The sequence below is a fragment of the Nocardia yamanashiensis NBRC 100130 genome, assembly GCF_001613325.1.
GTDB lineage: Bacteria > Actinomycetota > Actinomycetes > Mycobacteriales > Mycobacteriaceae > Nocardia > Nocardia yamanashiensis.
In genome coordinates this window covers 54,398-68,697 of the sequence record NZ_BDCD01000025.1, presented here as the reverse complement: position 1 = coordinate 68,697, position 14,300 = coordinate 54,398, and the positions used below count along the sequence as shown (strand labels likewise).

12 protein-coding genes are annotated in these 14,300 nt (G+C 69.5%); 6 read left to right on the top strand and 6 right to left on the bottom strand.

What is annotated here, in order from left to right; translation table 11 throughout:
• Window positions 1-80 precede the first annotated feature (80 nt).
• Window positions 81-566 carry a TetR family transcriptional regulator gene (locus tag NY1_RS29085; RefSeq protein ID WP_233033098.1) on the bottom strand — a complete coding sequence of 162 codons (486 nt, stop codon included), beginning with the start codon at window positions 564-566 and terminating at the stop codon, window positions 81-83.
• 427 nt (window positions 567-993) lie between these two features.
• On the opposite strand from NY1_RS29085, the gene NY1_RS29080 reads away from it, so the two are divergent.
• Window positions 994-1,728 carry a tyrosine-protein phosphatase gene (locus tag NY1_RS29080; RefSeq protein ID WP_067720209.1) on the top strand — a complete coding sequence of 245 codons (735 nt, stop codon included), beginning with the start codon at window positions 994-996 and terminating at the stop codon, window positions 1,726-1,728.
• 4 nt (window positions 1,729-1,732) lie between these two features.
• Here the strand turns inward: NY1_RS29080 and NY1_RS29075 are convergent, their stop codons facing one another.
• Both NY1_RS29075 and NY1_RS29070 read right to left on the bottom strand, forming a co-directional pair.
• Window positions 1,733-2,971, bottom strand: a complete 1,239-nt coding sequence (locus NY1_RS29075; RefSeq protein ID WP_067720206.1) for a class I adenylate-forming enzyme family protein — start codon at window positions 2,969-2,971, stop codon at window positions 1,733-1,735.
• A 292-nt stretch (window positions 2,972-3,263) separates the two neighbouring features.
• A complete protein-coding gene (locus NY1_RS29070; RefSeq protein WP_067720204.1) occupies window positions 3,264-4,058 on the bottom strand; it encodes an enoyl-CoA hydratase/isomerase family protein in 795 nt (264 codons plus the stop codon).
• A gap of 99 nt (window positions 4,059-4,157) precedes the next feature.
• Here NY1_RS29070 and NY1_RS29065 point away from each other — a divergent pair, with 99 nt between their 5' ends.
• On the top strand, window positions 4,158-5,180 hold the full coding sequence (locus NY1_RS29065; protein ID WP_067720202.1) for a glutathione S-transferase family protein: 1,023 nt from the start codon (window positions 4,158-4,160) through the stop codon (window positions 5,178-5,180).
• Here the strand turns inward: NY1_RS29065 and NY1_RS29060 are convergent, their stop codons facing one another.
• Window positions 5,181-5,597 (bottom strand): VOC family protein, encoded by a 417-nt coding sequence (locus tag NY1_RS29060; RefSeq protein ID WP_067720200.1) that lies wholly within the window; start codon window positions 5,595-5,597, stop codon window positions 5,181-5,183.
• A 5-nt stretch (window positions 5,598-5,602) separates the two neighbouring features.
• The gene (locus NY1_RS29055) at window positions 5,603-6,442 is read right to left on the bottom strand and encodes a helix-turn-helix domain-containing protein (RefSeq protein ID WP_067720198.1); all 840 of its coding nucleotides are present in this window, start codon (window positions 6,440-6,442) and stop codon (window positions 5,603-5,605) included.
• A gap of 228 nt (window positions 6,443-6,670) precedes the next feature.
• Between NY1_RS29055 and NY1_RS29050 the strand changes: the two genes are divergently transcribed.
• Genes NY1_RS29050 through NY1_RS29040 form a run of 3 tightly spaced genes read left to right on the top strand, consistent with a single transcriptional unit; the run spans window position 6,671 to window position 9,181 of the window.
• Window positions 6,671-7,390, top strand: a complete 720-nt coding sequence (locus NY1_RS29050) for a hypothetical protein (RefSeq protein WP_067720196.1) — start codon at window positions 6,671-6,673, stop codon at window positions 7,388-7,390.
• The gene (locus NY1_RS29045) at window positions 7,387-8,349 is read left to right on the top strand and encodes an ATP-binding cassette domain-containing protein (protein WP_067720194.1); all 963 of its coding nucleotides are present in this window, start codon (window positions 7,387-7,389) and stop codon (window positions 8,347-8,349) included. The genes NY1_RS29050 and NY1_RS29045 overlap by 4 nt, the downstream gene beginning before the upstream one ends.
• 37 nt (window positions 8,350-8,386) lie before the next feature.
• Window positions 8,387-9,181 (top strand): ABC transporter permease, encoded by a 795-nt coding sequence (locus tag NY1_RS29040; RefSeq protein ID WP_067720192.1) that lies wholly within the window; start codon window positions 8,387-8,389, stop codon window positions 9,179-9,181.
• Between the two features lie 7 nt (window positions 9,182-9,188).
• Here the strand turns inward: NY1_RS29040 and NY1_RS29035 are convergent, their stop codons facing one another.
• Window positions 9,189-9,728, bottom strand: a complete 540-nt coding sequence (locus tag NY1_RS29035) for a VOC family protein (RefSeq protein ID WP_067720190.1) — start codon at window positions 9,726-9,728, stop codon at window positions 9,189-9,191.
• Between the two features lie 575 nt (window positions 9,729-10,303).
• Here NY1_RS29035 and NY1_RS29030 point away from each other — a divergent pair.
• Window positions 10,304-14,173 carry an ABC transporter ATP-binding protein gene (locus NY1_RS29030; RefSeq protein ID WP_067720392.1) on the top strand — a complete coding sequence of 1,290 codons (3,870 nt, stop codon included), beginning with the start codon at window positions 10,304-10,306 and terminating at the stop codon, window positions 14,171-14,173.
• Window positions 14,174-14,300 lie beyond the last annotated feature (127 nt).

Below are 14,300 nucleotides of genomic sequence, written 5' to 3'. Positions count from 1 at the left end.
ATCACGAACTTGGTCACTCGTCCAGCATTAGTTGTGAGCGAACCCGAAGGCCCGGGTCGGCTCGGGTACGGCAGCGGAAGTCAGGCGTCGATCGCCTTGGTGGATAGGTAGGACACCAGATCGTCCAGCACGACCAGCGAGGTCTCGTCGTCGCAGTCGGCCAGCCAGCGCAGCACCATGCCCTGGATCACCGCCACCAGGTAGGCGGCCAGCGCGTCGGCCGGCTCCAGCCACTGGGTCCCGGACCGCTGGGCGCACAACCCGAGCAGCGAGGACACCTCGGCGTCGAGTTCCTTGAAGGCCGCGGTGGCCACCGGATCGGGTACGCAGACCGACTGATCCTGGTTCTCCCAGCGCCGCCGCAGCATGGCCAGGGTGTGCTCGTAGGCGCGGATCTGCTTGTCCGGGGTGGACTTCAGGATCGGCCACAGCGTGCTCAGTCCGGCATGCAGCAGTATTCGCAAGGCACGGTTACCGGTGAAGTCGAGAGACGCGGCGGTCTTCTCGATTGCCTCGATCATGGCCGGACGAAGTCCGACCTGGATCATTTCTCCACTAGCGTTCAACGACGACTCCCTTTGAAAGAACTCGCGCACCTCTGCTGCGCGGCTCGCTCAACGGGTTGCAGATCGGCACTGATCCCCTGGGGCAGGACCCGGCGTACCCGTTCACGAGTATCGATGCTACGTCGTTTTCTGGCATCGCGACCAGCTTTGATAGCCGTTTTCGTACCTGAGGATTGTTTCGTTACCTAATCGGAACAGGCTCGCGATCGAATGGGAATCGCCCGAATTCTCGAATCGCCCGGTAAACCCAACATTGGGACCAAGCGGTATTTTACGGATGTGGGTAAGCACATAGATAGCGACTGTGCCGGAACCCACAGGATTCGCCCCGCGCCGAGCCCAATTCGATCCTCGCGAACCGCACAATTCACCCCATCTACCGGGCTTGGTTCACCCTGGACCACACGCTCACGGTTAGCCTGAGCCGGTGACTTCTGCGCGCCCCGACCAATTCCTCATCTCCGGCACCTTCAACTTCCGCGATGTGGGCGGAGCCCGCACCACCGGCGGGAACACGGTCCGGGAGGGAGTGCTCCTGCGTTCCGCCCAGCTCAGCCGGCTCGACGCACCCGGTCAGGCCACCCTGCTCGGCCTCGGCGTCACCGACGTGCACGACCTGCGCGGGTACAAGGAGATCGACTTCATCGGCCACGACGCCCTGCCCGAGGGCGTGAACCTGCACGTCACGCCGTTCGATTCGCGGATGGGCGAGACCCCGCCGCACGAGGCCCGGCGCAGCGTCACCGCGTCCATGCACATGCTCGAGGTGTACCGCGAGTTCCCGGCCATGCCCGAAGCGCACCTGGCCATCAAGAAGCTGGCCGATTCGGTGCTGACCGGCACCGCGCTGGTGCACTGCGCGGCGGGCAAGGATCGCACCGGCTGGTCCATCGCCACCCTGCTGCGCGCGGTCGACGTCACCGAGGAGGACGTCTACGCCGACTACCTGCTCAGCAATGACGCGGTGCCGACCCTGCGCTCGTTCATGACCTCCGCGCTGGACGAGGAGCTGTCCGACGATCTGCTCGGCGTGAAGCCGGAGTACCTGGAGACGGCCACCAAGTCGATGCTGGACATGTACGGCGACGTGGGCGGCTACCTGAGCGAGGTCGGCATCACGCCGGAACTGCGGGACGCGCTGCGGGCCCGGCTGGTCGGCTGACACCTCACTCCGCTGCGGCGCGCCGAACCAAGCCGTCCGCATCGATGCTCACCTGATTGCCGGTGTGGAACCAGGAGCCGGTGAAACGCGACTCGGTGGTCTGCGGGTCGTTCCAGTAGCGCGGGGCCACATTCGGGCCACGACAGAGCAATTCACCCTGCCCGGTCGCGGCCCGCGGGCCCCACAGCGCCAATTCGGTACCGCCGAAAGCGAATCCGAGCCCGTCCCGCGGACACGCCCCGTCGTCACGGGCCAGGCCGATCCCGCTGGTCTCGGTCGCGCCCCAGACCGACCACTGACGGGCCTCGGGGAAGACCTCGCGCAGCGTGGTGGACACCGACTCGGACACGGCCGGGTCGGCGGCGGCGAGTTCGGCGCGATGGCCCGCGCTGCACACCTGCCGCACCCCTTCCAGCCGCAGCCCGGCCAGGCCCGGCAGCAGGCCGGCGAAGATGCGCGGCGTCGCCGACACCATGTCGATGCGTTCGGCCACAAGGGTTTCCGGCACGGCCGCCGGATCCGGGCTGAGCACCACGGTGCCGCCCACCGCGAAGGTCGGCAGCAGCTGGTCCACGCAACCGCTCGCGTGCGCCAGCGGGGCCAGCACCAGGTTGCGCAGTCCCTCGGTGGGCAGATCGAGCGCGCCCACCACCGAGCGAATGGCCGAGAGCAGGTTCTCGTTGGTCAGTTCCACCCCGCGCGGACCCGGTTCCATGCCGGGGCTGGTGTAGCAGAGCAGCGCCAGCTCACCCAGCGACGCGCCGTCGTCGATGAACGCCGCGCCGTCGGGCAGCGCCGCCGTGTACCCCTCCGCGCGCCCGCCGCCGTCCAGCACGAAGTCGGCGCAGGAATCGCGAATCACCTGCCGCGCCACCGAGTCCGGCAACCCGTCGGGCACCAGCACCGGCACCGCGCCCGAGAGCAGCGCGCCCAGGAACGCCTGCACCCATCGCGCGCCGACCGGCATGCGCACGGCCACCCGATCGCCGTAGCCGATGCCGTGCTCCTGCAGACCGCCCGCGATGCGCGAGGCCGAGTACCAGAGTTCGCGGTAGGTGAGCCGGGGTCCGCCGATCTCCACCACGGCTTCGCGCGCTGCGAAGGTGTGCACCTGGATATCCAATAGCTCGGTGAGCGCGGGGGTCAGATTGCCGTAGCGCAGGACACCGTCCGCGCCGCGCGCAAGCGGGTTGTCGCACCAGGCATTTCGCGTGTGCGGATACTCCACCAGTAACTGCGACATCCTCGTCCCTCCGAGTGCCTCGAGCCCTGCCAGGCATCTGTGACTATATGATGCACATCACACTCGTGGGCGGATTGTCGGCAAACCGATGTCACGCTTTCACACCCCGGAAACACACCTCCGCCCGGTGAAACCGGACTTCCCCGCACCGTTCGCCGGGAAACCCGATGCTCAGCGTGTCGCGAAAGGTTCGCGCGGCGGCGTGTTTCCGCATGCCCCGCAGGGGTCGCTCCCCGGCTGCCCGGTGGTTGCGCCGCCGCGGGGCGGAAGCGCAATTGCGGGTGGAGAGCCGCTATTTTCCTGTGTACGTGGCCTTTCCGGGACCGACGTCCAGGAAGCTGCGCACGGCCCCCTTCAAGTCTTCGGTGCCGAACAGTTGCCCGGATACCTCCGGGGTCACCGAATCCGCGTGCGCCACACCGCCGGAACGCCAGGCGCCGATGATCTCCTTGGTCGCGGCGTGCGCCTTGGTCGGGCCGTTGGCGAGCTTGTCCAGCAGCGCGCGGGCCGCGGCGTCGACATCCTCGTGCACCGCGTTCACCACACCCCATTCGGCCATGGTGGCGGCGTCGTAGAGATCGGCGGTCATGACGAATTCGCGGGCGCGCCCGGAACCCGCGCGCTCGGCCAGGCGCTGCGGGCCGCCCATGGACGGGGTCAGGCCGACCACGGTCTCCACCAGACCGAACTTGGCCTTGGGCGCGGCCAGGATGATGTCGCAGGCCAGGGCGACCTCGAAGGCGGCGGTCAGGGTCAGCGCATGCGCGGCGAAGATGACCGGGCAGGGCAGCGCCTCGATGGGGTGGATGATGCGCGCGAACAGGTCCTGCCACAGCTGTGCGCCCTCGTCCGGGGTGAGACCGTCGAAGACGTGCACGTCGACGCCGCCGGAGACCAGCTTGCCCTCGGTGCGGTAGAGCAGCGCGCGGGGCGGATTCGCGGCCAGCTCGGCGAGATCGGAGGCGATCGACTCCAGCAGCGCCTTGTCGTAGAGGTTCAGCGGCTGATGGTCGACGGTCAGCACGGCGGCCTCCGCACCACCGGCGGTGACGATGCGTTCCAGGCGAGTGGGCTTCGAATCAGTCATGAGACATAATGTAGGCGGTGTCCCAAATTAGGGGAAGGGTGGCCTCGCGGACCGCGCGCACCACCGGACCCCGCGGCGGCCGTCTGCAAGACTGGGCGAGTGACCACGTCAAAGTCGGAGCCGGGCACCTACGTCGAGCCGGGCGAGTTCAAGCGGGACACGAACTACATCACCACGCGGATCACCGCGGACGGGCGCGACGGGTATCCGGTCGAACCCGGACGCTACCGCCTGGTCGCGGCGCGCGCCTGCCCGTGGGCCAACCGGACGCTCATCGTGCGGCGGCTGCTGGGGCTGGAATCGGTGCTGTCGCTGGGCTTGTGCGGGCCGACGCACGACAAGCGCAGCTGGACTTTCGATCTGGATCCGGGCGAGGTGGATCCGGTGCTGGGGATTCATTTCCTGGCCGACGCGTACTTCAAGCGGTATCCGGACTACCCGCGCGGGATCACCGTGCCCGCCATTGTCGACGTGCCGACCGGTCAGGTCGTCACCAATGACTACGCGCAGATGACGCTGGACTTCTCCACCGAGTGGAGCGAGTTCCATCGCGAGGGCGCGCCCCAGCTGTACCCGGAAGATCTACGGGCCGAGATCGATTCGGTGAACCGGCGGGTGTACACCGAGGTCAACAATGGCGTGTACCGGTGCGGGTTCGCCGGTGATCAGGCGGCCTACGACGCCGCTTACGACCGGCTGTTCACGGCGCTGGACTGGTTGAGCGAACGGCTGGCGGGTCAGCGCTACCTGGTGGGCGACACCATCACCGAGGCCGATGTGCGACTGTTCACCACGCTGGTGCGGTTCGATCCGGTGTATCACGGGCATTTCAAGACCAATCGGCAGAAGCTGACCGAGATGCCGGTGCTGTGGGATTACGTGCGCGACCTGTACCAGACCCCCGGGTTCGGCGACACCATCGACTTCCAGCAGATCAAAGAGCACTACTACATCGTGCACACCGACATAAACCCGACGCGGATCGTGCCGAAGGGCCCCGATCTGGGCAACTGGCTCACCCCGCACGGACGGGAAGCGCTGGGCGGCAACCCGTTCGGCAAGGGCACGCCGCCCCCGCCGCCGGTACCCGCCGAACGGGTACCGGCGGGGCATCAGCCCTGATCAGCGCCCCTCGCCGCGATAAGTGCCGAAACTCCAGTAGACGCCCTCGGGGTCGCGGCAGGTGAAACCGCGTGACTCGTAATCGGTTTCGTCGCGCAGTTCGCGGGTGACGGTCGCGCCGGCGGCCAGCGCGCGTTCGTAGAGGGCGTCCACCTCGTCGGTGACGATGTAGGCCGAGCCCGCCCCGGGGACCGCGCAGGCCAGCGCGCCCTCAGGGTTGGCGGTGCCGAGCATGATGCCGCCGCCGCCCGGCCAGGCCAGTTCGGCGTGGTGGACATGGCCGGCGTCGTCGCCGTGCCGGGCGGTGGTGACGAAGCCGAAAGCCTGCTCCAGGAAGGCGATCGCGGCGACGGCGTCGCGATAGACGAAAGTCGGCCAGACGATGGCCGCGGTCCGTACCGAAGTTGTCTCTGTCATGGGATCTACGGTGCCGGGGCGGGGGCCGGTTGGTCTTGGACGAATGGGAACTCCTCGCGTTCCCGCCAGACCGAGGGCGGCATACCGGCCAGTTCGCGCCATTCCCGGGCCATATGGGCCTGGTCGTAATACCCGGTCGCGATGGCGACCTCGGCGAGGCTCGGGGCCTGCGGCAGGCGCAGCAGGCCGTGCGAGCGCTCGAAGCGGGTGATCCGGGCGGCGTCCTTGGGGGTGATGCCGAACTCGGCGGCGAATCGATTGCCGAGATGTCTTCGGCTCCAGCCGATCTCGTCGGCGACGGCGGCCACCCGCACCGCCGGGTCCGGTGCGGTCAGCAGTTCCCAGGCGCGGGCCAGTTCCGGGTCCCACGGCACCGGGCGCACCTGCCGCAGCAGGATCTCGTCGAAGACGGCGAAGCGTTCCGGCCAATCGGGGGCGGTGGCCAGGCGCTCCCACAGCTCGCCCGCCCGCGCGCCGAGCACCTCGCGCAGATCCACGATCCAGGAACCCAGGGCCGCGGCCGGGATGCCGAACAGCGCGCGGCAACCCTTCGGGGTCAGCGCCAGCTGAATGCCGTGCTGGAAACCGTGGTGCGCGATCACGGCCGGACGGACGGTCAGCCCGCTGGCCAGCATGTCCCACTTGGCGCCCGCCTGCTCCGGATGCGAGGACACCGGCACGTCCACCGGCTCGTCGATGGTCACGATCACCGTCAGCGCGGTGCCCGGCATGCCCACGTGCGTGCCCGGTTCGAACCCGCGCAGCAGATAGCCCTCGTACCCGAGGACATACTCCCGCAGCCGCGGATCCGGTGACCCGCTCGCGCCTTCGGACACACCCGCCACCCGTCCACGGTATGCCGATTCCGATCTCCGCGCCGCCGGACCACACGCCGGCAGCCATGGTTACCCGTGCGCCCGGCGGTTACTCAGGGAGGGAGCACCGGCTCTGCGCGCGGCGGACAGGACACGCGGAGGGCTCGGGGTGCGCAGGAACCGGCATCCGTCGCGAATCGTTGTGCCGGTGCCATAGAGTTTCGGTCGGAGGACCGCACGGAGAATGGGGTGTTGTCGATGTTCAAGACCGGGCTCGAGAAGACTGTCGTTTCGCTGCTCGAGAACGGGTCGCAGATGCAGGCGCCCGCGGTCGCGAAATACGTGAAGAAGCTGCGGGACTCGCATCCGGGCGAGTCGCCCGCGCAGATCATCGCGCGCATCGAGAAGCTCTATCTCACCGCCGTCACCGGCAGCGGGACCGCGGTCGGCGCCACCGCCGCGGTGCCGGGCGTGGGAACCATCGCGTCGGTGGCCGCCATGAGCGCCGAGACCGCGTTCTTCCTGGAAGCGTCCGCCGTGTTCACCCTCGCCGTGGCGGCCGTGCACGGGGTCGCGCCCGAGGACAAGGAGCGCCGCCGGGCCCTGGTGCTGGCGGTGGTCATGGGCGAGAGCGGCATGGAGATCGTGCAGAAGAGCGTCGGCGCCTCGGCCAAGAACTGGGGCACGCTGCTGGCCGGCAAGATTCCGGGCATCAACTCCATGAACGACAACCTCATGAAGAAGTTCCTCATGCAGTTCATCGCCAAGCGCAGCGCGCTCATGTTCGGCAAGGTGCTGCCCGCCGGGATCGGCGCCGCCATCGGCGGTTTCGGCAACCGCGCGCTGGGCCATCGGACGATCGACAACGCCCGCCAGGCTTTCGGCGCGCCGCCCAAGTTCTGGCCGCAGCCCCTCGTCATCGACGCCGACCCGCTGACCGCCGTGGAAGCGCCCAAGCCCCAGGCCACCCAGCAGTGAGCCAGGCCCGGCCGCTCGCCTTCGCCGCCGCGGGACTGAGCAAGAGTTTCGAAACCGTCACCGCGGTGGCGAATGTGAGTTTCGTGGTGCCCGCGGGCACGGTCGCCGCCCTGGTGGGGCCGATGGGCGCGGGCAAGACCACGGTGCTGCGCATGCTGCTCGGCCAGCTGAAACCGACTTCCGGGTCGGCCAGTGTGGGCGGGCCCGGGTCCGGCGTGCGGGCGGGGCGGCAGGCGATCGGGGCCGTGCTGTCCCCGCGCGGCCTGCACCCGGCGCGCACGGTGCGCGGTCAGCTTCGCGTATACGCCGCTGCCGCAGGGGTTTCCGACGCCCGCGTCGACGAATTGCTGACGCTGGTGCGCCTGGATCAGGCGGCCGGTGAGCGCATCGCCACCCAATCCCCCGGCGCGCAAACCCGTTTGGCGCTGGCGGCCGCCCTGCTCGGCAATCCGCCACTGCTGCTCCTCGACGATCCGGCGGCCGGGCTGGACGCCGCCGAAACCGCCTGGCTCAATGAGTATCTGCACGGCCACGCCCGGCGCGGCGGCACGGTCCTGCTGACCTCGCGCACCCTCAGCGCGGCCATTCCGGTCGCCGACGAGCTGATCGTCATGGACCACGGCAAGATCGTCTACCAGGGCAGCCCGGCGCGCCTGCGCCGCAGCCATCCCGATCGCATCCTGGTGAAGTCCTCCAGCCAGATCGCCCTCGCCACGGCCCTGGCCGCACGCGGTCACACCGATGCCGTCATGCGCACCGACGGCCGCCTCGCCGTCGCTGAAACCACACTGGCGCAACTGGAATCGGCCGCGGCTTCGGCGCGCGTGCAGCTCACCGAGATCGCCTCCGAACACATCCACCCGGATCAGGTGCTGGCCGCCCTCACCCGTCCCGCCACCCCGGCGCACCCTGCCCCGGTCTACCCCACCATGGCGCCCGCCCACGGGATGCCGCGTTGACCACCGGCCCGCGCATGTTCAGACGAAAGGATGCGAGATGAATCTCGTCGCCGTGCCGGAGCCGGTGCTGCGGGTCGCCAATTCCGAAGTGCGGAAGGTGGTTTCGCTGCGGACCAATCGGCTGCTGGGTGGCGGGGTGGCGCTGCTCGGGGTGGTGGCGTTCGCGGCGCTGGGAATTCGGTTCACGCCCGCCGTCGCCACCGACAAGCATCCGGTGCTGGGCGCGGTGGGGGCGCCCGCAACCGCGGTGGCGGGGGCGCTGGCGCTGGCCGTGCTCGCCTCGGCGATCTTCGGGGCGCTGGCGGCCGGGGACGAGTACCGGTTCGGGTCGCTGCCGGTGAGCGCGGTGTTCACGCCGGACCGGAATCTGCTGCTGGGGTCCAAACTCGCGGTGGCGGCCTGGTTTTCGCTGGTCGTCGTCTTGGCGATGGAGGTGGTCGGGGCCGCCGCGCTGCTGGTGTTCGGGCGCGGCAAAGCGGAGTTCACCGTCGAGCTGCTCGCCGTGCTGGGCGGGGTGACGCTGGCGGCGGTGTGCTGGGCGGTGATCGGGGCGTCGCTGGGATTCCTGTTGCGTTCGCCGGTGCAGGCGATAGCGGTGATCATCGGGGTGCTGGTGCTGGAGCCGCTGGTGTGGATCACCGCGCGCGGCATCGGGTTTCCCGGATTCGCGACCATCCTGCCGGTGGCGGCGACGGTCGGGACGATGAGCGACGGCAGTTACGCCGACAGCGCGTTCATCGCGCCGACGCCCGCGGCGATCGTGGTGCTGCTGCTGTGGACCGCCGGGGCCGGCGCGGCCGCGTGGTGGTACGTGCAGCAGCGCGATCTCTGAATCCGAACTATTCGCCGCGGCGCGCCGCGAACAGCCGCTGCCAGACGGCGTGATCGGTGCGCGGTCCGCCGGGGGTGTCCGCGCCGTAGGCGGCGATCTCGGCATCGATGTCCAGGGGGCGGGTCGGCGCGGTCATGGCCGCCATCTCCGCTTCGACGGCCGCGTCCGGCACCAGCCAGCAGACCTCGAATTCGATGCCGTCCGGATCCGAGGCGTACAGCGCCTTGGTGGACGCATGATCGGACGCACCGCCCAGCGCCCCCGCCGCCTGCAGCGCATCCTTGATCCGCTGCAATTCGCGCAGCGTATCCACTTCCCAGGCCAGGTGATACAGCCCGATCCGCCCCGTCCGATGCGCGATCAGCGGGTCCGGCGACTGGAACAACCCCAGGTCGTGATCGTTCGCCGACCCCTCGGCCTGTAGGAACACCGCCCCCGGGAACCCACCCGGCAAGCGCCGGAACCCCAGCACCGTGCTGTAGAACTCCGCTGAACGCTCCACATCGGAGACGAACAGCACGGCATGGTTGAGACGCTGGACAGGCATGTGCGCGGCCTCATTTCGACTAGTCGTGAACAATCTCCACCCGACCACGGGTACCCGCCCCGCACAACCCGCAGTCCCAGCGACCGCCGCCCGAGCCGTCGCTCCCCATAGTGTCGCCCAGCCGTCTCGACCCGCGGCAGCCCGTCCCGCCGTCACTGCCCGCTGTCATGTCCTGGAATCTCCGGTCTCCCAGCATTCTTTCGGCCGGGATCGCGCCCCGCGACGTGAGATCTGTGCCGAAGCGCGCCGGAACGATGAGTGGAAGCGCAGTTCGCGCGGACGCACTGGAACGCCGAATTGCAGGTGCGCCGAACTGGGGCGGGTCGGAATGTCCGTCTGGAGAGGAGGGCGGGACTGTGCGACATGCCGTTGGGGTCGCGCGAAGGTGGGGTGCGGGAACAAAGGAGGGGTGGGGTTGTCGTTGTCGTACTGGATGATGCGAATGGGCGGACAAGACGAGGCGGTGCGGGTCGAGGGGTGCGACTGCCGGACGGCGGGGGGAGTCGATAGTGAGTGAGGTGCTCGCGGTGCGAGGTGCGGATTCGGAAAACGGTGCGGCGATCGGGGCGGCGGCGATGAACGACGGCCGGACCCGGGGCTGGTTGCGGCGGTTGTGGGAGCGCGCCCGGAAGCATCCGCGACTGGTGGCGGGCGTGGCCCTGGCCGTGCTGGTGGGTGCGGCGGTCGAGGCGGTCGGGCCGCTGCTGGCCAAGCGCGCGCTCGATGGGGCGGTGGTCGGGGATACCGAGATCATCGCGGCCATGGCCGGGTTGATGGTGGCCTTGGCCGGGGCGCGGTTCCTGGCGGCGCTCGGGCGGCGGTGGCTGGCGGGGCAGCTGGCGCTGGATGTGCAGCACGAGATCCGGGTGGATCTGCTGGGGGCCTTGCAGCGGCTGGACGGGCGCGGGCAGGACGAACTGCGGACCGGGCAGGTGGTGTCGCGGTCGATCAGTGATCTGACGCTGGTGCAGGGGCTGCTGGCCATGGGGCCGTGGGCTTTGACGGCCGCGCTGCAGTTCGTGCTGGCGGCGTTGATCATGCTGTGGCTGTCGCCGCCGTTGGCTCTGGCGGCATTGCTGGTGGTGCCGGCGCTGGCGTTCGTGGTGTACCGGGTGCGGCCGCGCTTGTACGCCGCGACCTGGTCGGCGCAGCAGCGCGGCGCGGATCTGGCGCAGCACGTGGAGGAGACCATCACCGGGGTTCGGGTGGTGAAGGGGTTCGGGCAGGAAGCCCGGATGGTGGAAATCCTGGAGCGGCAAGGCAAACGGCTGTACGCGGAACGGCTGCGAGCCGCCCGCATCGATGCTCGGTTCGCCCCGACCCTGGCCGCGATTCCGCAGGCCGGGCTGGTCGCGGTGATCGCGGTGGGCGGCATTCTCGCGCTGCACGGGACCATCGGCGTGGGAACGTTCCTGGCGTTCACCGCCTACGTCGGCACCATGACCGCCGCCACCCGCACCGTGTCCATGGTGGTGGTGATGGCGCAGCTGACCCGCGCCGCCGCCGAACGCGTGGACGAGGTCATCGACAGCGCGCACGAACGCACCGATCCCGAGCATCCGGTGGAGCTGCCGCCGGGACCGCTCGGCATCGAAATCGACGGGCTCACCTTCGGTTTCGACCCCGATCGGCCGATCCTGCGCGACTTCGACCTGACCGTCGCGCCCGGCGAGACCGTGGCGATCATCGGCCCGGCCGGCTCCGGCAAGTCCACCCTGGCACTGCTGCTGCCGCGCTTCTACACGCCCACTTCGGGCCGGATCAGCCTGTACGGCAAGGGTTCCCACGCCGATATCGCCGAATTGCGCGCCGCCGACCTGCGTGCGGCGGTGGGCGTGGTGTTCGACGAGGCCTTCCTGCTGTCGGACACCATCACCGCCAATATCGCGCTCGGCCGCCCCGACGCCACCGCAGCCGAGATACGCGCCGCCGCCGAACAGGCCGCCGCCGACGAGTTCGTCCGGGCCCTCCCCCAGGGCTACGACACGGTGGTCGGCGAACGCGGCCTCACCCTGTCCGGCGGTCAGCGCCAGCGCATCGCCCTGGCCCGCGCCCTGCTCGCCGACCCGCGCATCCTCATCCTCGACGACGCCACCTCCGCCGTCGACGCGGTCACCGAGGCCGCCATCTTCGACGCCCTCCCCACCACTTCCGGCCGCGCCACCCTGATCCTCGCCCACCGCGAATCCACCCTCGCCCGCGCCGACCGCGTCATCCGCCTCCCCGGCGCGGCCCCGCTCCTGGGCGATCCCGCCGCGGAAATCGATCCCTTTACCCCGCAACCGCTTCCGAATTCCGTCGCACCGCTCGCGCCCGCCGATTCGATCCTCGGCGCGCCGCCGCTGACCACGCAAGCCGACTCCGATCCGGCCGGAGCGGGATTCACCGGACATGACGAATCCACGAGTGGGCCCCGTGTCTCGGGGCAGCTCGAGCCGAGCCGAACCAGCGACGCGGCCGCCGCTCCGGAGGCGGATGGGTACCCGCCCCAGGCCACGAACAACGCCCCAACCGCCGTTGACGAGCTGTCGGGTTCCGATGTGCCGGAGGAAGTTCGGCGCGTGCTGCCGTCCTTGCCCGCCGCGACCGAGCTGCCCGGACTGGATGATCGGGAGCTTTCCGCGCCGGATCCGGGGTTCCGGCTGGCCCGGTTGTTGCGGCCGGTGCGGTGGCTGGTGGCGGGGACCGTGCTGCTGCTGGCGCTGGATGCGCTGGTGGGCGTGGGGTTCCCGTCGATCGTGCAGTACGCGATCGACTCGGGGGTGAGCAAGGACGACGGCGGGGCGTTGGTTCGCGCCACCGTCGCGGGCGCGCTGCTGGTCGGGATCGGCTGGGTGGTCGCGGCCACGGCGCTGGTGTGGGGCGTGCGGGCCGGGGAGCGGCTGCTGTACGGGTTGCGGGTGCGCAGTTACGCGCATCTGCAGCGGCTGGGACTCGACTATTACGAGCGGGAGCTGTCGGGTCGCATCCTCACCCGGATGACCACCGATATCGACGCCATGTCGACCTTCCTGCAGACCGGCGTGCCGGACACCCTGGTGAGCCTGCTGACGGTGGCGGGAATCGCGGTGGCGCTGCTGGTGATCGACGTGCAGCTGGCGCTGGTGGTGCTGGTGACCATCACGCCGCTGGCGCTGGCGACCTGGTGGTTCCGCAAGGCCTCCGATCGCGCGTACAGCGAATCGCGGGAGGACGCCGCCACCGTGAACGCCGACTTCGCCGAGAACGTGGCGGGGCTGCGGGTGGTGCAGGCGCACCGGCACGAGCGGCGGGCCGCGGAGCGGTTCACCGAATACTCGCACCGGTATCGGGTGAGCCGGATGCGGGCGCAGAAGGCCATCTCGGTGTACTTCGCGTTCGTGAGCGCCTGGGCCGATGTGGCTTTGGCGGCCGTGGTGTTCCTCGGCGCGCGGCAGGTCGCCGACGGCAGCACCTCGGCCGGCACCCTGGTCGCCTTCGTGCTGTACCTGCGGCTGCTGACCGGGCCGATCTTCCAGCTCTCACAGCTCTTCGACGGCTATCAGCAGGCCCGGGTCGGGCTGCGGCGCGTCGGCGAACTACTGCGCACCCCGTCCTCGATCACGCCCGACCCCGAACATCCGGTGGCCATCGACGGAAAACTGCACGGCGAGGTCGTGTTCGACGATGTGCGCTTCCACTACCCCGGCGTCGATACCCCCGCACTGGACGGCGTCACGCTCCGGATTCCGGCGGGCAGCAGCCTGGCACTGGTCGGCGCGACCGGCGCCGGCAAGTCCACCATCGTGAAACTCCTGGCCCGCCTGTATGACATGCCGCGCACCGAAACTGCAGATCACGGGGCTATCAACACGGGCGTGATCCGCGTGGACGGCACCGATATCCGCGACTACGCGCTCACCGACTTCCGAGCGCGCTTGGGAGTTGTTCCACAGGAAGCTCACTTATTCACCGGAGACATCGCCAGCAACATTGCATTTGGCAAACCTTTTGCGAATCCTGCGGAGATCGAGGCCGCGGCCGCCGCGGTGGGCGCGCTCGACGCCATCAATGCTTTACCGCACGGAATGCGGCAACCGGTCGGCGAGCGCGGCCGCGGGCTGTCCGCGGGGCAGCGCCAGCTGATCGCGCTGGCCCGCGCCGAACTGGTGCGCCCGGACCTGTTGCTGCTGGATGAGGCCACCGCGGTGCTGGATCCGGCGGCCGAGGCATCGGTGCTGGTGGCGAACGAATCGGTGACGCGCGGACGCACCGCGGTGATCGTCGCGCACCGGCTGGCGACCGCCGCGCAAGCCGACCGGATCGCGGTGGTCGAGCAGGGCAAGATCGCCGAAATCGGCACTCATGAACAACTGCTATCGCAACGCGGCGCTTACTCCCGCTTGTGGGCTGCGGCAGCCGCCGAGGAAGGAATATTCTCGTTCGAGGACGAGTCGTCATTGAGAGACGTGTCCACTCGCTGGTAGTCCAGGGACAGGGACGAACAGGGGTGGGCATATCCTCAGTGGGGGCGCATCGGCGCGCATCCGCCGATTACCCGTGCCGGGCACGTCACAAACGTCGCAGCGCGAAGAACGAAATGAGGCGAACACC

Excerpts from the sequence above, each read along its gene's own strand:
- NY1_RS29075 (WP_067720206.1), bottom strand. The coding sequence starts at position 2,971 with ATGTCGCAGTTACTGGTGGAGTATCCGCACACGCGAAATGCCTGGTGC.
- NY1_RS29070 (WP_067720204.1), bottom strand. The coding sequence starts at position 4,058 with ATGACTGATTCGAAGCCCACTCGCCTGGAACGCATCGTCACCGCCGGT.
- NY1_RS29060 (WP_067720200.1), bottom strand. The coding sequence starts at position 5,597 with ATGACAGAGACAACTTCGGTACGGACCGCGGCCATCGTCTGGCCGACT.
- NY1_RS29050 (WP_067720196.1), top strand. The coding sequence starts at position 6,671 with ATGTTCAAGACCGGGCTCGAGAAGACTGTCGTTTCGCTGCTCGAGAAC.
- NY1_RS29040 (WP_067720192.1), top strand. The coding sequence starts at position 8,387 with ATGAATCTCGTCGCCGTGCCGGAGCCGGTGCTGCGGGTCGCCAATTCC.
- NY1_RS29035 (WP_067720190.1), bottom strand. The coding sequence starts at position 9,728 with ATGCCTGTCCAGCGTCTCAACCATGCCGTGCTGTTCGTCTCCGATGTG.
- NY1_RS29030 (WP_067720392.1), top strand. The coding sequence starts at position 10,304 with ATGAACGACGGCCGGACCCGGGGCTGGTTGCGGCGGTTGTGGGAGCGC.